The 20705-nt window shown below is 72.5% G+C and carries 16 protein-coding genes; 9 read left to right on the forward strand and 7 right to left on the reverse strand.

What is annotated here, in order from left to right:
• Nucleotides 1–32 precede the first annotated feature (32 nt).
• The 7 genes from K1Y72_RS36840 to K1Y72_RS33420 are packed head-to-tail and all read left to right on the forward strand — an operon-like array spanning nt 33 to nt 10229.
• The gene (locus K1Y72_RS36840) at nt 33–590 is read left to right on the forward strand and encodes a pilin (RefSeq protein WP_258574422.1); all 558 of its coding nucleotides are present in this window, start codon (nt 33–35) and stop codon (nt 588–590) included.
• Between the two features lie 56 nt (nt 591–646).
• Entirely contained in the window at nt 647–2626 is a 1980-nt protein-coding gene (locus K1Y72_RS33395; RefSeq protein ID WP_220170524.1) for a TrbL/VirB6 family protein, read from the forward strand.
• Entirely contained in the window at nt 2623–3642 is a 1020-nt protein-coding gene (locus tag K1Y72_RS33400; protein ID WP_220170525.1) for a PrgI family protein, read from the forward strand. Before K1Y72_RS33395 ends, K1Y72_RS33400 begins: the two co-directional genes overlap by 4 nt.
• A complete protein-coding gene (locus tag K1Y72_RS33405; protein ID WP_308287345.1) occupies nt 3639–5609 on the forward strand; it encodes a VirB4 family type IV secretion system protein in 1971 nt (656 codons plus the stop codon). The genes K1Y72_RS33400 and K1Y72_RS33405 overlap by 4 nt, the downstream gene beginning before the upstream one ends.
• Entirely contained in the window at nt 5606–8320 is a 2715-nt protein-coding gene (locus tag K1Y72_RS33410) for a DUF8128 domain-containing protein (RefSeq protein ID WP_220170526.1), read from the forward strand. Before K1Y72_RS33405 ends, K1Y72_RS33410 begins: the two co-directional genes overlap by 4 nt.
• Entirely contained in the window at nt 8317–9231 is a 915-nt protein-coding gene (locus K1Y72_RS33415; protein ID WP_220170527.1) for a replication-relaxation family protein, read from the forward strand. Before K1Y72_RS33410 ends, K1Y72_RS33415 begins: the two co-directional genes overlap by 4 nt.
• The gene (locus tag K1Y72_RS33420) at nt 9231–10229 is read left to right on the forward strand and encodes a C40 family peptidase (RefSeq protein WP_220170528.1); all 999 of its coding nucleotides are present in this window, start codon (nt 9231–9233) and stop codon (nt 10227–10229) included. Before K1Y72_RS33415 ends, K1Y72_RS33420 begins: the two co-directional genes overlap by 1 nt.
• A gap of 263 nt (nt 10230–10492) precedes the next feature.
• Here K1Y72_RS33420 and K1Y72_RS33425 read toward each other — a convergent pair whose 3' ends face one another.
• The 5 genes from K1Y72_RS33425 to K1Y72_RS33445 all read right to left on the reverse strand — a co-directional run bounded on the left by K1Y72_RS33425 (nt 10493) and on the right by K1Y72_RS33445 (nt 17024).
• Nucleotides 10493–10975: a hypothetical protein gene (locus tag K1Y72_RS33425; RefSeq protein ID WP_220170529.1), complete on the reverse strand. Its 483-nt coding sequence runs from the start codon at nt 10973–10975 to the stop codon at nt 10493–10495.
• Between the two features lie 105 nt (nt 10976–11080).
• Nucleotides 11081–12202, reverse strand: coding sequence for a hypothetical protein (locus K1Y72_RS33430; RefSeq protein ID WP_220170530.1), 1122 nt, complete (start codon nt 12200–12202; stop codon nt 11081–11083).
• Between the two features lie 851 nt (nt 12203–13053).
• A complete protein-coding gene (locus tag K1Y72_RS33435; protein WP_258574423.1) occupies nt 13054–13578 on the reverse strand; it encodes an ATP-binding protein in 525 nt (174 codons plus the stop codon).
• Between the two features lie 162 nt (nt 13579–13740).
• Nucleotides 13741–16041: an AfsR/SARP family transcriptional regulator gene (locus K1Y72_RS33440; protein WP_258574438.1), complete on the reverse strand. Its 2301-nt coding sequence runs from the start codon at nt 16039–16041 to the stop codon at nt 13741–13743.
• A 596-nt stretch (nt 16042–16637) separates the two neighbouring features.
• A complete protein-coding gene (locus K1Y72_RS33445; RefSeq protein WP_220170532.1) occupies nt 16638–17024 on the reverse strand; it encodes an ATP-binding protein in 387 nt (128 codons plus the stop codon).
• Nucleotides 17025–17186: 162 nt separating this feature from the next.
• On the opposite strand from K1Y72_RS33445, the gene K1Y72_RS33450 reads away from it, so the two are divergent.
• Together K1Y72_RS33450 and K1Y72_RS33455 are read left to right on the forward strand one after the other, a co-directional pair.
• On the forward strand, nt 17187–18023 hold the full coding sequence (locus tag K1Y72_RS33450; RefSeq protein ID WP_220170533.1) for a helix-turn-helix domain-containing protein: 837 nt from the start codon (nt 17187–17189) through the stop codon (nt 18021–18023).
• On the forward strand, nt 17995–18174 hold the full coding sequence (locus K1Y72_RS33455; protein WP_220170534.1) for a DUF397 domain-containing protein: 180 nt from the start codon (nt 17995–17997) through the stop codon (nt 18172–18174). The genes K1Y72_RS33450 and K1Y72_RS33455 overlap by 29 nt, the downstream gene beginning before the upstream one ends.
• A gap of 145 nt (nt 18175–18319) precedes the next feature.
• Here K1Y72_RS33455 and K1Y72_RS33460 read toward each other — a convergent pair whose 3' ends face one another.
• Together K1Y72_RS33460 and K1Y72_RS33465 are read right to left on the reverse strand one after the other, a co-directional pair.
• Entirely contained in the window at nt 18320–18778 is a 459-nt protein-coding gene (locus K1Y72_RS33460) for an NUDIX domain-containing protein (RefSeq protein WP_220170535.1), read from the reverse strand.
• Nucleotides 18779–18842: 64 nt separating this feature from the next.
• Nucleotides 18843–20675 (reverse strand): asparagine synthetase B family protein, encoded by a 1833-nt coding sequence (locus tag K1Y72_RS33465; protein ID WP_504739494.1) that lies wholly within the window; start codon nt 20673–20675, stop codon nt 18843–18845.
• Between the last annotated feature and the right edge of the window lie 30 nt (nt 20676–20705).

Genomic DNA, 20705 nt, shown 5'->3' on the forward strand with positions numbered 1-20705 from the left:
GTGCTCGACCGCGCCCGCCGGAGGTCACCGTCATGAACATCCGCCGTCTCCTGCCCGCTCTCCCCACCGGTTTTCCGACCCGCCTGCCGACCGGACTGCCGTTCGCGCTGGTGCCCCGGCTGCCGTGCCCGCCGCGCCCGGCCTCGCCCGTCCCCGCGCCCCCGGCGGCCTTCGGCAACACCAACGCCCCGGGCTTGGGCCGCGCTCCGCACTGCGCGGCGCGCGGCAGGCACCGGGCGCGGCGGCGCGGGCCGGGCACGAGGCGGCTGCTGGTCGCCTCGGCCGCCTGGGTGGTCGGCTGTGTCGGCGCGAGCGTGATGGTGCCGGGAGTGGCGATGGCCGCGACCGGCATCGCAGCCGCCGCCAGCCTGGACCAGGTCATCACCAACCTGCGCGACGTCATGGTCGGTCTGCTGGTCGGGCTGGCGACGCTGTTCGCCACCGTCGGCGGCGTGCGGATGCTGCTGGGCGGCTTGGACCCCGGCGAGGTCGAGGGCGCCAAGCGCTCCCTGCGCAGCGCCGGGATCGGCTACGGCGTCGCCGTCTTGGCACCCGTGCTGGTCGAGCTGCTGCGCCGGGTGGTCGGCTGATGCCCCCGCGCCCCGCCCGCCCGCATCGCCCGAGCGGTGTACCTGGCGCGGTCCCGGTGGCGGCGCTGGTGATGGCCGTGCTCGCCTTGGCCTTGCTGCTGTGCGGCGGGGCCGAGGCGTCGGCCTCGCCCGCCGCGCCCTTCGCGCCGCCGGCCCCCGAACCCTCCTCGGCCGCCTCTCCGGGCGCCTGGGTGCCGGGGCCGACGCAGGCGCCCTGGATCGAGGCGCCGGGCGGCGCCCCCGGCGCACCGGTGAACCCCGCGCCAACGCATCCTCCGGCCGGGAGCATCCCGGCGCCGGGGCAGTGCAACGGCAAGCAGAAGTTCGTCTACAACCCGATGTCGCCGTTCCCCGACACCTGGTGCCAGCTCGGCCCCCACAAGTGGGTCCGCGATCCCTCCTCGCTGCTGCCTCCCTCCAACACCGTCATGGACCTGGACCCCGACCACTGCGACGCCATCGACCTGGGCTGCAAAGCCGGAGAAGCGGTGACCGGCTGGTTCAAGCGGCTGGTGGAGTCGGCGCGCAAGCCCGTCTTCGCCTTCCTGACCGTCACCATCCTGGGCACGCCCGAACTGAACTCGCCCCAGATGCAGCGCCCGCGCGAGATCTGGAGCACCTCCCAGACCATCGCCAACACCGTCTTCGTACTGCTGGTGACGGCGGCGGGCGTGCTGCTCGTCACCGGGCAGGCGCTGCCGGGCGAGCACGAGCCCAAGCAGGTGCTGCCCCGGCTGGTGACGGCGTTCCTGGCCGCCAACCTCAGCCTGATCGCGATCAAGTACGCCATCGGGTTCGCCAACGGCCTTGCGGCCGCGTTCCTGCACGCCGGCGGAGCGAAGATCGACCCCAAGGAGGCCGGGAAGACGCTGACCGGCGGGATCGAGGCCAGCCTCGCCACCGGCGGAACCTTCCTGGTCCTGGTCGCGCTGGTCGCGGTGATCCTGGCCTTGATCGTGGCGTTCATCTACGTGTCACGGCTGGCGATCACGATGGTCCTCATCGCCGCCGCACCCCTCGCTCTGATCTGCCACGCCCTCCCGGCCACGGGCGGCATCGCGCGGCTGTGGTGGCGGGCGATGGCCGGAATGCTCGCCATCCAGGTCTGCCAAGCCCTGGTCCTGATCACCGCGCTGCAGGTGCTGTTCGCCTCCTCCAAGAACAACGACCCGTTCCTCGGAGTACCGACAGCCAAGGCCGACGCGATCGACATCCTCCTCGTCATCGCCCTGCTCCTGGTGATGATCAAAATTCCGGGATGGGTGGCGCGCAGCATCTGGGGCGCGGCGCAGCCCGGCCTGCTCGGCCAGATGGCCAAGACCTTCATCCTCTACCGCGGTGTCGGTATGGCCATGAACAAGCTCGGCAATCTCGCCCGCGCCGGCCGCACCGCCAAGACCGCGCAAGCCCTGAACGACGAGCAGCACCTCCCCCCGGCCTCCCCGCGCCCCAGGCCGAACCGCCTCGCGCTGACGCCCAGCCGCTCCCCCGCGCTGACGTCTCCCCACGCGCCGCCCGCGCTGCCGCCCGGCCCCGACGTACCGCCCGAGAACCCGCGCACGTTCCCCATGCCACCCGGCCCACGGCCCGGCGCCCTCCCCCTGCCCGCCCGCACCAGCGGACCGCCCGCCCTGATGCCGCCGCCCACTCGCCCGACCCTGCCCGCCCCGCCTCCCCCACCCGAACCACGTCCCGGACCGGGCGGGCAACTCGCCCTGCCGCTCGGACTGTCCGAGACGCCGCCGGTGCGGCGACCGGCCCAGCTCACGCTGCCCGTCGACGCCCCGCGCGTTCCCCGCCCGCCCCTGCCACCGGAACCGAAGGCCCGCGCCCGCGTGCGGTCCCGCCAGCTCCAGTTCCCCGCCATGCCCAAACGGCCCGTACCGCACCGCCAACTCACCCTGCGCGTCCAGCCGCCTAAGCCCCCGCCTGTTCCCAAGCCGACCGCCGAACCCTCCGCCCCGCCGGCCAAGCCCGCCAAGCCCGTCAAGGCGCCCGGACCGAGCAGGACGAACCGGCCCAGGAGGAAGCCATGAGCCGCCGCAACCTGGATGAGCCGCTGTCGGTGCGCATTCCCGCCGACGTGGACCGGCCCGACAAGATCGTGTACGGGCTCACCGCCCGCCAGCTCGTCGTCCTGGCCGTCACCGGCCTCGCCGTGATGGCGCTCTACTCCACGATCGGGCCTGTGGTGCCGCTGCCGGTGCTGGCCGCCTTGCTGCTGCCGATCGTGACCGCCGGTGCCGTGCTGGCCTTCAGCCGCCGCGACGGGATGCCCTTGGACCGGTTCGCGCTCGCCGCCCTGGTCCATGCGCGCCTGCCCAAGACGCGGGTTCCCGCGGGCGAGCAGGTCTTGCCGCCGCCGGCCTGGTGCCAGATGCGCGGCGAGCTGCCCGCCCCGCTGCGCCTGCCGGTGCGCGCCGTACGCCAGGACGGCGTCATGGACCTGGACGACGGCGGTACGGCCGCCATGGTGCAGGCCGGAACCCTCTCGTTCGGGTTGCGCAGCAGCGCCGAGCAGGCCGCGCTCGTCGCCGCGTTCGGCCGCTGGCTCAACAGCCTGGAAACACCGGTGCAGATCGTGGTGCAGGCCCGCGCCGCGGACCTGACGGGCCTGGCCGAGCACGTCACCGCCTGCGCGCCCGACCTCCCCGATCCCGCCCTTGAGCAGGCCGCCCACGACCACGCCGCCTACCTTCACCAAGTCTCGGACTCCTACGACCTGTTGACGCGGCGCGTCCTCATCGTCATCCGCGACACCGGCACCCGCACCCGGGCGGCGCCGTCCTGGATGCCGTCTCGGTTCGCCTCTGGTGCAGTGCCGTGGACGCGAGCGCGCGCGTCCCGCGCCGCGCGCCGGGCCGGGGCCGCGCTCGTCCACCGCCGCGCCGCCGAAGCCGTCCGCGCCCTGCACGCGATCGGCGTCACCGCCCGCGTCCTGGACGCCGACGCCTGCGCGGCGGTCCTGGCCGAATCCCTCGCCCCCGGCGAAGCCCCGCTCGCCGCCACCGCCGCGCCCGGCGAGGTCATCACCCGCATGGAGGAGATGTGAACCCACTCGCCCGCCGCCGCGGCGCCGCACCGTCCTCGTCCTCGCCCTCGTCCTGGCACGAGTTCGCCGCCTCCCACGCCGCCGAAGACGCGCCCGCGGACCTGCTGTCGGAGCTGCTCGACGATGGCACCGGCACGGCCGGAGAGGCGGCGGGGCACGTGGCGGGGCCGTCGGCGCTGCGCGTCGAAGCCCGCTCGCTCACCCTCCCCGGCGGAACGTGCGCCTCCTTCGCGGTCGCCGGCTATCCGCGCGAGGTCGGGGCGGGCTGGCTGGAGCCGCTGCTGACCTACCCCGGCCGCCTGGACGTCGCCCTGCACGTCGAGCCCGTCCCGCCGCTGGTCGCCGCGCAGCGCCTACGCCGCCAGCTCGCCCGGCTGGAGTCCACCAGCCGCGCCGACGCCGAACGCGGAAGGCTGGCCGACTTCGGCGCCGAGGCCGCCGCCGACGACGCCGCCGACCTGGCCGCGTCCCTGGCCCGAGGCCACGGCCGCCTGTTCCGCGTCGGCCTCTACCTCACCGTTCACGCCCCCACCGCCGAGCAACTGCGCGAGGAGGCCGACCGGGTGCGGGCCCTGGCCGCCTCGCTGCTGCTGGACTCCCACCCCACCACCTTCCGCGCCCTCCAGGGCTGGACCACCACCCTCCCGCTCGGCGAGGACTCCCTAAGTGTGCGGCGCGCGTTCGACACCGCCGCCCTCGCCGCCGCGTTCCCCTTCACCTCACCCGACCTGGAACCGCTCCTGGGGCCGACACCGACCCTGTTCGGCCTCAACGCCCACTCCTCGGGGCCGGTGCTGTGGGACCGGTTCGCCCAGGACAACCACAACTCGGTGACGTTGGCTCGCTCGGGCGCGGGCAAGTCCTATTTCACCAAGCTGGAGGTGCTGCGCCTGCTCTACCAGGGCGTGCACGTCGCGATCGTGGACCCCGAGGACGAGTACCGGCGCCTCGCCGGATCGGTCGGCGGAACCTGCATCGCCCTGGGCGCCCCCGGCGTCCACGTCAACCCCTTCGACCTGCCGCCCGGCGGCGAGGCCGACACCCTGACGCGCCGGGCGCTGTTCCTGCAGACGCTGGTGGCGACCATGTTCGGCGAACCCCTCGCCCCGGCCACGCGAGCGGTCCTGGACCGGGCCGTGATCGCGACCTACGCCGCCGCCGGGATCACCTCCGACCCGCGCACCTGGAAACGCCCCGCCCCGCTGATGGCCGACCTCGCCGCCCAGCTCGACCTCGCCGCCGCCGGCGAGGGCGCGAGCGGGAACGGGGCCGCCGAGCTGTCGGCACGGCTGGCGCCCTGGGTGAGCGGCTCCTACGCCGGACTGTTCACCGGCCCCACCACCACCGCGCCCACCGGCCACCTGCAGGTGTTCTCGCTGCGGGACCTGCCCGAGGAGACCCGCCCGGTCGGGATGCTCCTCGCCCTCGACGCCATCTGGCGCCAGGTCGCCGACCCCGCCGACCGGCGCCGCCGCCTGGTCGTGGTCGACGAGGCGTGGACCCTCATGCACCAGGACGCGGGCGCGAGGTTCCTGTACCGGCTGGCCAAGTCCGCCCGCAAGCACTGGGCGGGGCTGGCCGTGGTCACCCAGGACGCCGCCGACCTGCTGTCCTGCGATCTGGGCCGCGCCGTCATCGCCAACGCCGCCACCCAGGTACTCCTCCGCCAAGCCCCCCAGGTCATCGCCGAAGTCGCCGAGGCGTTCGACCTCACCGACGGCGAGCAAGCCTTCCTGCTCGCCGCCGACCGCGGCGAGGGCCTGCTGTGCGGCACCACCGGCGCCGGAGGCGCCGCCGACCGGGCCGCCTTCACCGCCATCGCCAGCCCCGCCGAGCACCGGCTCGCCACCACCGACCCCGCCGAACTCGCCCACCTCCACACCATCGCCGGCACGCCCGCCGCCTTCGACGAAGACGGCCGCGCCGGCCGCGCCGAGGACGGCGACGAAGGAGGCGACACGCTGTGAACCTCGCCGCCGTCCCCGGCCTCGCCCTGCTGTGCGGCGCCGGGCTCCTGGTCCCCTCACCGCACCCGCACCACGGCCATCACGCCCCCTCCGCCCCGCCGCCGTCGCCGACCCTGGAGCCGATTCCGGCGCCGCCGACCGAGGGCCTGTCGCGCTTCCTGGTGCGGCTGGTCGACAAGGTCTTCGACGGGTTGTTCGCCTTCGACCCCGCACGTTTCGCCGCACACGCGGGACGCCACGCCGTTACCGCGCTCGTCCTGGTCCTGGCCGTGGTGGCCGCCTCGACGGCGGGACGCTCGGCGCTGTGCCGGTGGCGCAACGGCCGCCACGCCGAAGGTGCGCGGCTGGTGGAGATCGCCGCGCCGCCCCAGGTCGAGGCCGCCAGCGCCGCCAAGCTGTGGGGGCACCTGTTCGGCTTGGCCGCCCCCTGGTGGAAGCGCCTGCTGTTCGGGCAGCCGCATCTGGCGTTCGAGATCGCCGCCGACCAGGCCGGAGCCCGGTTCCAGATCTGGGTTCCCGGCACCGTCCCGCCCGGCCTGGTGGAGAAGACCGTGCGCGGTGCCTGGCCCGGCGCGGGCGTCACCACCCGCCCCGCCGCGCCCCTCCTCCCGCCCGGAGCCTCGGCGGCGGGGGGCCGCCTGGTGCTGGCCCGCCCCGACCATCACCCGATCGAGACCAAGCACCCCTCCGACCCGTTGCGGTCGGTGCTGGAGGCCGTCACCGGCCTCGGCGAAGGCGAGACGGCCGCGGTGCAGCTGATACTGCGCCCTTGCGTCGGGCGCCGGCTACGCCGAGCCCACCGCGCCGCCTCCGCCCTGCGCGGCGCCCGCTCCACCGCACCCCAGGCCGCCGCCTTCGACCTGCTCACCCCCGGCGCCGGCCACGCCAAGCCCCGCCCCTTCGAGGTCGCCGCCCTGTTCCCCGAGCGCGCCGACCAGGTCCGCGCCATCCTGCGCAAAGCCGCCCAGCCCCGCTACGCCGCCGAGCTGCGCTACGGCGTGGCCACCACCCGCCACGCCACCCACCATGCCCCCCGCCACGCCACCCGCCTGCAGACCCCCCAGGACGAGGAGGCGGCCGCCCGGCAGGCGGCGCGCGGCTGGCTGCGCTCCACCGCCCACCAGCTCGCCGCGCCCTTCGCGCTGTTCGCCGCCGGGGAGCAGTTCCTGGCCCGCCGCCGCCTGCACGCCCCAGCCGCGCGCATGAACGCCCGCCGCATGGGGCGCGGGTTCCTGCTGTGCCGCGACGAGATCGCCGCCCTGGCGCACCTGCCCTACGACCTGGACGCCCCCGGCATCACCCGCGCCGGAGCCCGCCCCGTCGCGCCCGCGCCCACCGTCCCGGCGGGAGGGTGCGACGTGCGGGTCCTCGGCGACGCCGAGGCCGGGCCGCCTCGCCCGGTCGGCCTGGCCGTGGCCGGCGCCCGCCAGCATCTGCACGTGCTCGGCCAGACCGGTACCGGCAAGTCCACGTTCCTGGCCAACCAGATCCTCGCCGACGCCCGCGCCGGGCGCGGGGCGCTGGTCATCGACCCCAAAGGCGACCTCATCACCGACATCCTGGAACGCCTGCCCGAACGCTCCATCGGCCGCACGGTGGTGTTCGACCCGGCCGAGGACGGGCCGCCGCCGTGCATCAACGTCCTGGCCGGTGCCGATCTGGCGTTCTCGGCCGAGGCGATCGTCACCACCTTCCGCCGCTGCTTCTCCGCCGCCTGGGGACCGCGCATGGACGACATCATGCGCTCGGCTTGCCTCACCCTGGTCAAGGTCCGCGGCCCAGAGGCCACCTTGGCCGAGGTGCCCCAACTGCTCACCGACGACCGCTTCCGCGCCCAGATCACCGCCTCGTTGCCCGACCCGCTGCTGCGCGGGTTCTGGACGACCTACGAAGACCTCTCGACCGCCGGGCAGTCCGCGCTCATCAGCCCCGTCATGAACCGCCTGCGCGCCGTCCTGGGACGGCCCTTCATCCAGCAGGCCCTCTCGGGCTCGTCCTCGACGGTGGATCTGGGCCGCACCCTCAACACCGGCGGCCTGGTCCTGGTCCGCGCCGCCAAAGGGATGCTCGGCGAGGACGCCGCCCGCCTGTTCGGCTCCCTGCTGCTGGCCAACGTCTGGCAGGCCATCACCCCGCGCGCCCACCAAGTCGAGGCCGACCGCCGCGACGTCACCGCCTACGTCGACGAGGCCCACAACTTCCTCAACCTGCCCGGCTCGATCTCCGACATTCTCGCCGAAGCCCGCGCCTACCGCCTGTCCCTGGTCGTCGCCCACCAGCACCTGTCCCAGCTCCCCCGCGACCTGCGCGAAGCGGTCTCGGCCGACGCCCGCAACAAGATCTACTTCACCGCCTCGCCCGAGGACGCCGCCGAACTCGCCCGCCACACCGCCCCCCTCCTGGGCGCCCACGACCTGTCCCACCTCGGCGGCTACCAGGCCGCCGCCCGCACCACCCACGGCAACACCGCCAACCCGCCCTTCACCTTCCGCACCCGCCCCCTGCCCGAACCCGTCCCCGGCCGCGCCGAGGCCGTCCGCGCCGCCTCCCGCGCCGCCTTCGCCCCCGTCCCCGACGAGCCGGACTCCGCGCAGGCGACCGCAGACGGTGTCCCGATCGACAAGCGCCGCCACGACATCAAGCCCCGCACCACCGGACCGGACAACGCGGGCCCACAGGGCGCCGAGACCGACGACCAGGAGCCGCGTTGAGCATCGCCGACGGTCCCGCGCGCCGCACCGGCCGTAAGGTCTCGGCCGCCCTGTTGGAGCGGCTGACCGAACGCGACCTGGAGGTACTCGCGCTGGTGTGGGAACACCGCGTTTTCACCACCGACCAGATAGCCAAGATCTTCTTCCCCAGCGTCAGCGCCACGCGCCAGCGACTGATCCGGCTCTACCGGATGCAGGCGCTCATCCGGCACCAGCCCTGGTCCGCCAACGGCACCGGCACCGTCCCCTACCGATGGGCGCTAGGCCCGGCGGGCGCCCAGATCCTCGCCATCCGGCAAGGAGTCACGCTGAAAGAGCTGCGATACCGGCCCGAGCAGGCCGCCGGATACCTGCTGTCGCGCACCGCCCACCACCAGCTCGGCGTCAACGGCTTCTTCGCCGACCTGCACGCGACCGCCCGCCGCTCCGGTCGGGGATGCCGGGTAGCCGAGTGGTGGTCCGAACGGCACTGCGCCCGCCTGTGGGGACTGCACGCCCGACCCGACGCCTTCGGCCGCTGGGAAGAACCCGCCCCCGACACCTCCTCCGGACCGCCGGCCAGCGTGGAGTTCTTCCTCGAACACGACACCGGCACCGAACCCCTGGACCGCGTCACCGCCAAACTCACCGGATACGCCAAACTCGCCGCCGCCACCGGCATCAACACCCCACTCCTGCTGTGGTTGCCGAACGCCACGCGCGAGGCCAACCTGCGGCGCCTGCTCGCCACCCCGAAGATCCCGGTCGCCACCGCCGTACAGACCGCCGAACCCGCCCCCGTCCTCGGTGCCGTCGGGGACGGTCCGGCGGGGCCGGTGTGGCTACCGGCCGGGGTGACCGGTCCCCGCCGCCGTCTGGCCGCGCTCACCGACGCATGGGACGCCCCCGACCGGCCCCGGGGCGACCGCTGATGCCGCTCGTAGCGGCGGCGGGCACCGGGGTAGTGCTCCTGGTGGCGCTGTTCGTCGGCATCCTCGCCGCCCTCACCGGCACCGGCGCCGGTGCCGGGGGTGCGGGTGGCGGGACGTGTCAGGGAACGCCGGGCGCGGGCGCCGCCGGTATCCCGCCCGCCTACCTCGCGCTCTACGTGCGAGCCGGAGTCCGCTACGGCATCCCCTGGAACGTCCTGGCCGCCGTCGGGTCGGTGGAGTCCGACCACGGCCGAGGTCGCAGCCCCGGCATCACCTCCGGCAGTAACTACGCGGGCGCCTCGGGCCCGATGCAGTTCCTCGCCGGAACCTGGGCCGCGTTCGGCGTCGACGGCGACCACAACGGCACCAAGAACGTCTTCGACCCCGCCGACGCGATCCCCGGCGCCGCCAACTACCTGCGCCACAACGGCGCCCCCGCCAAGATGCGCGCCGCCCTGTTCGCCTACAACCACAGCACGGCCTACGTGAACACCGTCCTGGCACGCGCCACCACCTACGCGCGCGGCACCAACAGCACCTCCGCGTGCGCGGACCCGGCCGGGCTCGCCGGACCGGTCTCAGGGCGAGCCGGAACGGTGGTGCGGGCGGCGCTCCGATGGATCGGCACCCCCTACTCCTGGGGCGGAGGCGGACTGACCGGCCCGACCCGAGGATTCGGGCGCGGCGCGGGCACGGTCGGATTCGACTGCTCGGGCCTCACCCGCTACGCCTGGCACCAGGCCGGGGTGAACCTCCCGCGCACCTCCCAAGAGCAGTGGCGGACTCTGCCGCACGTGCCGGCCGCCCAGGCATCTCCCGGAGACCTGGTGTTCTTCAAAGGCTCCTACGGCACCATGAACGCCCCCGGCCACGTCGCCCTCGTCATCGACGGCCGTCGCATGGTCGAGGCCCCCTACACCGGCGCCGCCGTCCGCATCAGCCCTCTCAAAGGCCGCTCTGACCTCGTTGGCTACGCCCGCCCGCGCACCACCCGCTAACCCACCCGCGCCGCACCCATCACGGGCCGTGAAACGCGCCGTACGGACCTCACACAACGACAGGCACATCCCCGGGGGCGGCCCCACGGGTCCGGGGCGCCGCGCGCCCCACAGGGCGCCACCCGTCCCGATCCCGGCCCGCGTCCACCGGCCCCGCCGCATCCCGCCGCCCCGGCACCCGCACGCACAAGGCGGTGGTGGCGCCCATCCCGTCAGGGATGAGCGCCACCACCGTCTACGCGCCCGCCGGACGCCCGGACCGCCTACCCCGGCGTACCCGTGCCCGTTTCCGCTCCGCCACCGGCGCCCCCGCTCCCGTGGGCACCACCGATGGCACGGGGGGCGTCCCAGGTGTCCAACAGGCGCCCGGCGTCGATCTTGAACGTGCCCGCCCCCTCGAGCGCCGCCTCCATGAACCCCGTCATGAACGCCGAATGACGGCCGGGCTGGGCGCTCGTCAACCGGGCCGAGGCCCGGTGGGCGTCCCGCCGCGCCTTCCGCAACACCGCCACCGCGTCGGCCGGGTGCGGAAGCTGTCGGTCGATCATGTCCACGACCTGGTCCCACCATGCGGCGGCTGCACGCAGGTGCGCCATGCTGGCGATCGCGTCCATCAGCTCGGGCGTCGTGTCGCCCTCACGCATGTGGTTCTCCAGGCGCAGCTCGGCCTCCGCCCGCGCCTCGTGCGCGTCCTGCTGGTGGTCCCGGACCTTGTCGGCGAACTCGGCCATCTTGATCATGTCCACGTTCATCTGATCCTTTCGGGTGTCGGGTGGAACGGCCGGGGCCGTGCGGACGGCCCCGGCCGGGCGGGGGCGGAACCGTGTGCGGCCCCGCCCCCGCAGGGGTTGTTAGGCGGCCGGGACGGCACCGGTGCCGGTGGCGGCCGGGGCCGCGTCCGCCGCCCCGTCGGTGGGGGCGCCCGCGCCGGTCGTGTCCGTGCCGGTCGTGTCCGTGCCGGTGGCGGGGGCGTCCGTGCCGTTGGCCGTGCCGGGGGCGTCCGTGGCGGGGGCGCCGGGGGCGGCGGCTTCGGCCGGGGTGGCGTGGCGGTAGCGGGCGGGCCGGTCGGAGGTCTGGACGGCCTCACCGGCGGCCGCCATGGTCACCAGGGCGTTGGCGACCGCGCCGGACGACCGGTCCAACACCCGCGCGATCTCGCCGGGGGTGAAGTCGGACTCGGGGTGGGCCGCCAGGTGCGCGGCCACCAGCGGGCGCAGCGGGCGCGGCGCCGCCTTCTGCCCCGTCCCGCCCGCGCCCCCGGCGCCGCCGCCGGTGCGGGTCGTGCGGGTCGCCGGGGCCTTGGTGGCGCGGCGGACACCGTCGGTGGCGGCGAACACCGCCGCGAGGCCCTCCTGGATCGCGTTGTCGTCTCCCGCCGCCACGGCGCCGTAGGTGGTGGTGACCGCCGTCAGCAAGTCCGCCAGCGCGCGGCGGGTGTCCTCGGCCGTGCGCGCCCGCGCCAGCTCGGCGACCGCCGCCGCCCGCCGCGCCTCTTCCTCGGCCGCCGCCCGCCGCAGGTCGGCCTCGGCCGCCATCCGGCGGCCGCCCTCCTCGGCCATGATCTTCATCGCGGCCGCGATCGCGTCCGGCGTCAACCCCGCCGCCGGGGCCGCCGGGGCGTCGCCGTCGGTGGGGGCTTCCCCACCGGCCGCCCCGTCCGTGCCGGTGTCCGTGCCGGGCGCGTCGGTGGCCGGGGTGACCGTCCACCGGTCGGTGTTGGCGCCCTTGTCGCCGGGGGTGCGGGTCAGGTGCCCCAACGTCGCCAGGGACTTCAGCTCGTCGCGCACCACGGCCCGCGCGAGGGAGGCGGCGGCGGCGACGTCGGGCACCGTGGCGCCCTCCTCACCGGCGGCCGCCACGGCGCCCCACACGGCCGTCCCGGTGTCGCCCAGCCCCGCCGGGGCGGCGGGAACGATCGGGGCGGCCGGGGCGGCGGTTTCGGTGGCGGGGGTGGTGTTGGTGTTCGCGGCCATTTCAGGTCTCCTTTTCGGTGGCCCGGCGGCGCCATTTCGCCGCCGGTGATCCGGTGTTCCGTATTTCGTTGTGCCCCTAGCGTCGCTCGATACCGGCCGGGTCTCCAGCACATTTGGCGACGAATTGCATTACCGGAACGGCTGGAGAGGCTTGCCTAACAAATGCGCCGCGAAATTGTTTTACCGTCCGTGCGCGCAGTGGGCTTGACTTCGCGGCATGTGCGCCAACGGAATGGCGACCGGCCGCGCGGTATTTGAGGCGGTGCCCCTCTGCGGCGGGACGCCGGATGTCCGGGGCGCGGCGAGGCCGGGACTCGTCGGCGCGCGCGACCGCGAGGCCGGACAGCGGGGACGGCGAGTCCGGCCCTGCAGGGCGGGGCGAGAGCATGGCGCCTCGGACGGCGCCGGCGCGCCGCTCGAGGTCGACAAGACCTCACGACGTCACCGCACCTGCCGGGGCGGTGACGTCCTGAGAACGCCGGATGAGAGATCGCACTTTCGGGGGCGGTCATCGCTTCAGCGCGTCCGCCCCTATCTACCGGTCGTCTGGGTAGACGAGTCGGAGCGCTTAATGGGCTTCCATCTGCACCCTGACCTGCACGTCCCATACCCCTGCCGGGGTATGTGCTTAAGCGGAGGGGGCACGGAGGGGTCATAGAGGGGCCGTGGAGGGGGCGAAGTTCCGATACCCCTCGCCCCGCTTGCAGACCAATGCAGATGCAATGCGCGCAAAAGTCCGTGAAGTGCGAAGGTCCCGTCTCCGCCGGGTCGACGGAGACGGGACCTTGACGCGCTCGGCGTCTATCCTGGCCGGTGAGGGGCCAGCCTGCTTCAGTCAGGCTGGGCCCTCACTAGACCGCCCGAAGGTGTCCCGGCGGGGGCCAGGCGTCGATGTCGGAGCCGAGTTCCAGGTCGGCCCAGACGGTGTGGCCGACCAGCGGGCTTCCGTACACGCCCAGCGTGAGGGCGGTGCGGGAGACCAGCATCAGGCCCCGGCCGCTGTCGGCGTCGTCGCGCTCGCCGGGCAGGAGCTGGCGCCGCACGGTCGGCACCCGCCACAGCGCCTCCCCGCTGCCCATGTCGGTGACGGCCACCCGCGCCGGGTTGGCGCGGACGACCTCCAGCCCGAACCAGCCGGGCTTGCCGCCGGTCTCGCCCGCGCCGGAGTAGGTGTGGCGGACGGCGTTGCTGGCCAGCTCGCCCACCACGATCCCGACCTCCTCGACGCAGCCGGTTCCGTCGAACAAGGTCGTCGCGAAGTGCCGCGCGGCGCCCACCTGGTCGAAGCGCCCGGGGAAGACGCGCTTCCAGCGCATCGTGACGGGTGCGGCCAGCCATTCGGCGGCCGATCCACTCGTCCATTTGTTCGTGCCCATGCCGGTGTTCCCTTCCTCGTTCCGGCCGCCCGCCGCAGGACCATCACCTGCACCGAACGGGCGGCCGGAACGACATCAGGGAACACCTTTCCCGCATGTGTCAAGTGCGGGAATTCGACGCCCTCTCTTGCAGAGAAATGATCCCGGGGAAGTCGGTGAGGATCACACACCGACCGTTGTGAGCTTTTCGTAGAGGCGGGTGGTCTGGAGCTCGGGCTTTCCCGCTTGGGCGCGCAGGTGCTCAGCGAGCCGCTGGTAGGTGGTGCGGACCGCGTCCAGACGGCCCATGGCGGCGTACGCCTGCATGAGGCGCCGGTGGATGTGCTGCTGGCCAGGATCGATTCCGACCGCCCGCTCCAGGTGCGCGGCGGCCGGTTCGGGGCCGTCCTGGAGCGAAGCCAACTGCGCCAACGCCTGTACCACGTGGCCGGCCGTCAGCCGCGAGGCCGTCTGCGCCCAACCGTGCTGGAGGTCCAGCAGGTAGGGGCCTTGGTACAGCTCGACCGCTCGGTTGAGGAGTTGCTGCTTGGTGTCCTGGTCGGCGGTCGCCGCGGCCTTCAGCAGGTCGTGGAACTCCCACACGTCGCAGGTGAGCTGCTTGTCGTTGAGGCGGTAGCCGGTGGCGCGCACGTTCTCGATGAGAACGCGGCCCTGGCCGGCGGGCTGGCCGAGGGCGTCGCAGAGCTTGCCGCGGGCGTCCTTGAGCAAGGTGCGCAACCGATCCCGGCTCGGCGGGTCGCCCTCCCACATCTTCGCGGCCGCCGTCGTCGGGGTGAGCAGCGTGGAATTGTGCTCGGCCAGCAATCCCAGCAGGGCGCGCAGATCGGTGGTGCGGGCACAGACCTGCCCGCTGGGCCCCTCGATCACGTACTGCCCCATGAGGCGGACCATGCCCGGCTTCTCGACGGTTCGTACACGACCAAGACCGAGGGCCTCGCCCTGTGCTGCGGTCTCGGCGGCGCCGGCCGCCGTCGAGGCAGCGCCGCTGCTCGCGGAGACGGGGAGCCGCTCGTACGCCGCCGCGGTGTCCAGGAGAGGGACACTGGCTCCGGTAACGCGGTCGACGCCGGGTCCGGTGGCCTTGGTGACCGTCGCCTGCTCGATGTTCACCGTCGCGCCGTGCGGCCAGTCGCCGCGCACCACCGCCCCGACCTTGAGCGCCGCACCCTGGCACAGGTCGGCTCGGAGCCGGATGTCGTGCTCGGCGACGGTCAGCACGCACACCAGCGGCACCGGTTCCTCGGTCTCGTCGTCGTGCGCTGCGGCGGTGGGGGTGTCGGATCCATCGTCGCTGGTACGTCCGACGATGGCCGCGCCCAGCTCGGTCAACGCCTCCTCACAGGTGTCGGCGACCTGCACGCCCGCCATCGCGGCGGCCCGCTGAGCGCCCTGTTCGCCGAGGATCTCCGTCAGGTCGCTGCGGGTGGTCAAGATCCGGCACTCTCCGGCGGCAGCCTTCACCAGCGCTTGCACCATCAGCGCGCGCTCGGCGTCGCGGGCATCGGGGCCGATGAGCTGCAGACCGCCGGTCGCCGCCAGATCGACCAGGACCGGCCTGGCCGCATCGGACCCCAGCTCGATCGGGACGGCCAGACCGGACGGACCAGACGGCGCTACCGGGACCTTCTGGGACGCGGTCGGTACCGGCTTCGGTGGGGGTGCCGCTGCGACACGGTGCGGGCGGCGGCGGTATCGCAGGCGCGCAACGCCGCCGCCCCGCACGGTCAGCAGCCAACCGCCCGTGGCCGCCGCCAGCATCACCGCCGCAGCCGCGCCCACCTGCGCCGCCATCTCCGCCCCACTCCCGGTTGAACGTTCGGCGAAGCGCCCGGTGGGACGTGCCGCCGAGTGCTCCGCCGAGACCGTCGACGTGTTCGCCGAGGTCTCCCAGGGCGCCGGCGCTGTGACAGGAGCCCGCCCTTCTCCCTTGCCGGCACGGGGCAGGACTTCGGTCACCGAATCGTCGGGCCGGTGCCCGGAGGAACCGCTGATCGGGGCGGAGGTCTCCCGTCGCTCGGCCACACCGCGAACCGGCCGCGCGGGCGCGGGCTCCTGGACGTCGGGTCCGGCCATACTCCCTGGCCTCTTATTCGAGGTTCTACTCTTCGCGGCGGACGAATGGGCCGGGACGCTGCGGCGCGGCTGAGGCGTCGTCGACCGCTGCGGCCCGCCCATTCGGCGCCTGCCCTTGACGGCCTTCTTGCGCGGGGTACGCAACGATCCCTGGAGCGCTTTGCCGATGTCGACCTTTCCCGGCTGTGCCTGTGTCTTGAGGTTCCGGCAGAACGTCTTCTGGTCGTACATCTGCGCGGCGGCGCCCTTGAGCTTCGCGCAGTCACGCCTGCCCATCGCTGTGGCGTCGGCGGAACCGACGGGCACCAGGACCACACCGACGACCAGCACGCCCGGCGCCAGCACCCTGCTGGTCCACGACAGCGAACCTCTAGACCACAACGGCCACATCGACGCCACATCAGCTCCCGGGGGTCATGGGACAACGAAAAGATCTCGGCGCCTCCCCGCACCGAGACCGACACCACCCTTTACAAGGACGGCACCCCCTGGATACAACGCAGCCCCTTACACGATCTACAGGAAACCGCCCCGTTCTCACTAAATGAAAACTACAGAGCCTGCTAGAAGATGATTGGTTGCGAGAACTTCCGATTACGCGAATGGTCGCTACGGGAGCGACTTGGGGTGCATTGGAGGCTGTTGGGTGGCCCCGGCGGCCAGGGGGAGAGTGCAGGCCGCCGGGGCCGACGGCACGAGCGCATCCGGGAACGTGCGCCGTGCCGCGTCCAGATCACCCCGGACACGGTGCCGGGGCCGAACGTGGGCAGGAGCCGGACGGGCGTCCTTTGGGACAACGACGGTTCGTGCCGACGAGACCGCCCACCCGCCCGGCTCCTGGCTTGGAGGGGCCTGGAGTCCTCCAATCACCGAAACCGAACTCCAGACCCCGCCCGCCTACCGCTCCGGCGGCAGACGGGCCGTCCACGTGCCGCGCCCCTGCTCGCGCAGGGCGGCCAGCCGCGCCTTCGTCATGTCCTGAGCGTTCATTCGCTGGCCTCTAGCACGGCGTAAACGACCTTGCCGGCCTTGTTCGGCAACGGCCGCCATCCCCATTCCCGAACCAGGTTCTCGATCAGCCGCAGGCCCCGTCCGCTACTAGCCTCCAGGTTCGGGCTTCGCAAGAGCGGGGCGCTACCGGGCTCGTTGTCCCACGCCTCTACGGTTACCGAGCCGTCCCCGTTGCGCTCCACTCGTACCACGATCGAGTCCCCGCAGGCGTGCGTGATCGCATTGGTCGCCAGTTCAGAAACGACCAGACGTGCGATGTAGTCGTCCAGCTCCCACTGCGCGAAGGCCGCCGCGATGCAGCTGCGGGCTTGTCCGATGGATTCGGGATGGGCCTTGAGCACGGCCCTGTACGGCTCGGGCACGATCTCCTCCAGAGCGAACGAATGTAGTGCTCGTCCCCGCGAGGTCTTGATCCTTACGATCCGTCAGAACGTGACCCCGTTGTGTGACTTGAGCCATAGACTCCTCCACTAAGAGCCCACTCGCCAGGTTCACTTCAAAAATTGAAACCCCCTGGAGCAGCGATGACGAGCGCCGAATCCCTCAACCCCGACGAGTCGATCTGGAACCTCATGGCCTATCACCTGCGGTTCGAGCGCCAACGGCGGCACCTCTCGCAGTCAGAGATGGGAAGCATCCTCGGCGTGAACAAGTCGGGGGTTTCAAATTTGGAAGCGGGACGAAACCGGCTCACTCAAGATCAAGCCAGGCGGGTGGATCACCACTGGAACACCGGTGGCCTCTACGAGCGGCTGCGGGGCTTCGCCGTGCTCTTGGGCCGTGACGAGGGATGGGACAAGCAGCTCCGCGACTTTGAATCAGGCGCCCTGAACATCAAGATCTACTATGGCCGCGTCATCCCCGTGCCTCTCCAGACCGAGGACTACGCCCGATTTTTGATCATCGCTGGTCGGCAGGTTCCCAACGTGGACACGGCGGTGAAGATCCGCATGGCCCGTCAGGCGATGCTCTTGGAGCAACTCCCCAAGATGGCGCTCTGGGTTCTCATCGACGAGCGCGTTCTTCACGAGATGGACGACGGAGAGATGAAGCAAGCCCAGCTCGCGCACCTTCTCGATCTGTCCGAACACCTCAGCCTGAGGATCGTCCCCGACAAAGCTCACACGCACATCGGCGTCGACGGCGAATTCGAGCTCATCACCACCGCCGCCGGTATCGACGTCGCCTACGTATGGGCGCAGCTCGGAGGCAGACTGATCCACGACCCCGTAGAGGTGCGATCCTTGGGGATGCGTTACGACCGCATCGGGGCCAGGGCCTTGTCGGAAGACGAGTCCCGTACCTTGATCAGGCGGATATTGGAGGGCACCCATGGACGTGAAGTGGCGGAAGAGCAGTAGAAGCAGCGGAGCCGGCGACGCGGCCTGCATCGAGCTGGCAGCCCTCCCGCGTCAAGTTGCGGTGCGCGACTCGAAAGATCCCGGCGGACCGAAGCTGTTGCTTGACCGAGCGGGACTCCTAACTTTGCTGGAGACCGCCAGGCGCGCGTGACGGTGTCCCTTGGGGTAGTGCAGGTCAGACTGGTCGGACTTTCTTGACCAGGTCATCGTCGTTGGCTAGCAGGAGGTGTTCCTCGACCGCGTCATCGATGCAACCATCGATCGATGCCGCGCCCGACAGCAGGACGTAGGGGCGTTCACTCATCAACATCTTCGCGGTGCAGATAGCGTTCGATGCCCGCTCGGATGTAGGGCGGGATCTTCAGTCCTTCCAGGGCTTCGGGTGCGGTGAAGGCGAGCTTGACGCCTTCGGCGAGGGGCAGGGTGGTCTCGTCTCCGTTCCAGGTTCCGGCGAAGAACGTGATGAGCTGGCCGGAGCCGTCACGGTCGTGGACCTCGAAGAGCTCGCGGAGGTTGTCGGCGGCTAGTCCAGCTTCTTCCCACAGTTCGCGGCGGATGGTCTGGGCGGCGTCTTCGCCGGGATCGGTGCCGCCACCTAGGACGCTCCAGTAGCCGGGCCAGCTGATGCCGTGGATGTCGTCGCGCAGGTGGAGCAGTAGTTCGCCGCAGTCGTTGGTGATGATGGCGACTGCCCCGTGAGGCGTCTGGTCGCGCGGTGTCTGCTGGGCCTGTGGGTGGTGCGGGTCCTGGGTCATCACCTCAGCGTAGGTAGCTACCGGCCATTCAATGGGGTGGTTCGGCGGCATGTCGAGGACGAGCTCATGCGGCGGTCGCCCCTGCCGTCCCCTCCGCGATGGGGGCGACCGCCGGGCTGTTCAGCACCCAGGCGGCGGTGATGAGGGCCTGCATCCGGGTGCGGTCGAACCGGCTGCGGCGGACGAGCCCGGCGTTCAACAGCGGGTGCAGAGCGGCCGGCGCTTGGGAGCGCGCTTTGGTGAGGTGCTGATCGGTCCAGGTTGCCAGCGGTCCGTTCAGCCATTGCGGGACCGGGGAGGCGAAGCCGAGCTTGTCGGGGTTGGCGCACACTGACGGCGGCACGCCCAGCCGGAGAGCGGCGTCGCGCAGGACGCGCTTGCCGTACGCGGGGCCGCGGGTCTTGAAGTCGGTTGGGAGGGCGTAGGCGAACTCCACCAGTGCGGTCGCCAGGTACGGGGAGCGGCGCTCCAACGCCAATGCCGAGGCCAGCTTGTCGCTGGTCTCCACCAGCGGCCGCCACGCGGTCGCCAGCTCCACCAGCGTCAACGCGCGGGCAACGTCACCGTGTGCTCGGACCAGCGCTGCCGCCACCAGCGCTCTGACTCGCTGATCGGGGTCGGGGCCTCGCGTGATCAGGCGCGTGATGGTCTCCAGGGATTCCAACGGGGACCAGGTGTCCACGAGACGTTCAGCCAGCGGCCGGTAGGACACCAACCCGGCTTGCAAGACCGCCTCGGGACCGTGCAGGGCCAGGGCGTGGCGTACGTATCCCATCAGCAGCTCGTCGGGGCCCAGCCCGCCGGCAACGACGCGCAACCCTCGCGCGGCGGCGGTCTGGTAGGCCATGTACTCGGAGAAGACTGCGGCGTTGCCCATCGGGTAGTCCAGCGCTGCAGCGATCTGCGGCAAGGTCTGCTGCAGGTCCTCGGGGGTGGGTTCGACGACGAGCAGTTCGGCTCCGATCCGGTCGGCGGTCTGGCGGGCCAGGGCGGACTCGTCCAGGCGGTCCTGGCCGGGATAGCGGACGGTGATGCACACCGGAGGCCGCATCAGGTGGGCCAGCGTCGCCGAGTCCAGGCCACCCGACAGCAGCAGCGCCCAATCGCCGCACGGGACGCGCAACGGGGCGTGCTCGGTCAGCAGGTCGGCGGTGTGGTTCACCGCTTGGTCGTAGGTGAGGTGGCCGTCCAAGGGGGTGACCGCGGCCAGTTCCCACCAGGAGTGGTGGGCGAGGGAACCGGTCGCCACATCGAACTCCAGCAGCGTTCCGGGGGCCAGTAGCTGGATGCCCTGGAAAGGGGTGTCGGTTCCGGTCGGGGTCTCGATGCTCTGCATCTCCGGGCGCAGGACCACCGGCGCGGCACCGTAGCGGGCCAGGGTGGTGACCTCGCTGGCGAAGGCCAGCCGTCCCCCGTCCAGCCGCCAGTACAAGGGCTTCTCGCCGAGCCGGTCGCGAAGCAGGTACAAGGTGCCGGCCCGACCCTTGCCCGGGTCGTAGAGGGCGGCGGCGAACATCCCGTCCAGCTCGGGCAGGCAGGAGGGCCCGTACCTGGCCCAAGCCCCCAGCAGCAGATGCGCGTCGGTGTCGGCATCGCTCATCGGGATGCGCCGGTTCAGGGCCAGCCGCCGCCAGTTGTAGATCTCGCCGTTGAACGCCAGCAGCAGCCCGCTCGCCTCGTCCTGGTAGGGGCCGGGCGGTGCGGCGGGATTGACGATCCGCAGCGTGTTCATCGCCAGCACGGCCCGGCCGTCAGCCGCCGCCGTCACCCCGGTCCCATCCGGCCCCCGGTACTGCTGCAGGTCCCCCATCTGCTCCACGCAACGCCGCAGCATCCCCGCGTCCGGACCGACCAGTCCCGCGATCCCGCACACCCAAGACCACCTCCGCTCCCCCACCGGCCGCCACCTGTCATGGCCCGGCGAAGC

Source organism: Actinomadura parmotrematis (genome assembly GCF_019458805.1).
GTDB classification, from domain to species: Bacteria; Actinomycetota; Actinomycetes; order Streptosporangiales; family Streptosporangiaceae; genus Spirillospora; species Spirillospora parmotrematis.

Bases quoted from the DNA above. Each gene is read 5' to 3' on its own strand.
- K1Y72_RS36840 (WP_258574422.1), top strand. From the start codon at position 33: ATGAACATCCGCCGTCTCCTGCCCGCTCTCCCCACCGGTTTTCCGACC.
- K1Y72_RS33400 (WP_220170525.1), top strand. From the start codon at position 2,623: ATGAGCCGCCGCAACCTGGATGAGCCGCTGTCGGTGCGCATTCCCGCC.
- K1Y72_RS33420 (WP_220170528.1), top strand. From the start codon at position 9,231: ATGCCGCTCGTAGCGGCGGCGGGCACCGGGGTAGTGCTCCTGGTGGCG.
- K1Y72_RS33430 (WP_220170530.1), bottom strand. From the start codon at position 12,202: ATGGCCGCGAACACCAACACCACCCCCGCCACCGAAACCGCCGCCCCG.
- K1Y72_RS33435 (WP_258574423.1), bottom strand. From the start codon at position 13,578: ATGGGCACGAACAAATGGACGAGTGGATCGGCCGCCGAATGGCTGGCC.
- K1Y72_RS33440 (WP_258574438.1), bottom strand. From the start codon at position 16,041: ATGTGGCCGTTGTGGTCTAGAGGTTCGCTGTCGTGGACCAGCAGGGTG.
- K1Y72_RS33450 (WP_220170533.1), top strand. From the start codon at position 17,187: ATGACGAGCGCCGAATCCCTCAACCCCGACGAGTCGATCTGGAACCTC.
- K1Y72_RS33455 (WP_220170534.1), top strand. From the start codon at position 17,995: ATGGACGTGAAGTGGCGGAAGAGCAGTAGAAGCAGCGGAGCCGGCGAC.
- K1Y72_RS33460 (WP_220170535.1), bottom strand. From the start codon at position 18,778: ATGACCCAGGACCCGCACCACCCACAGGCCCAGCAGACACCGCGCGAC.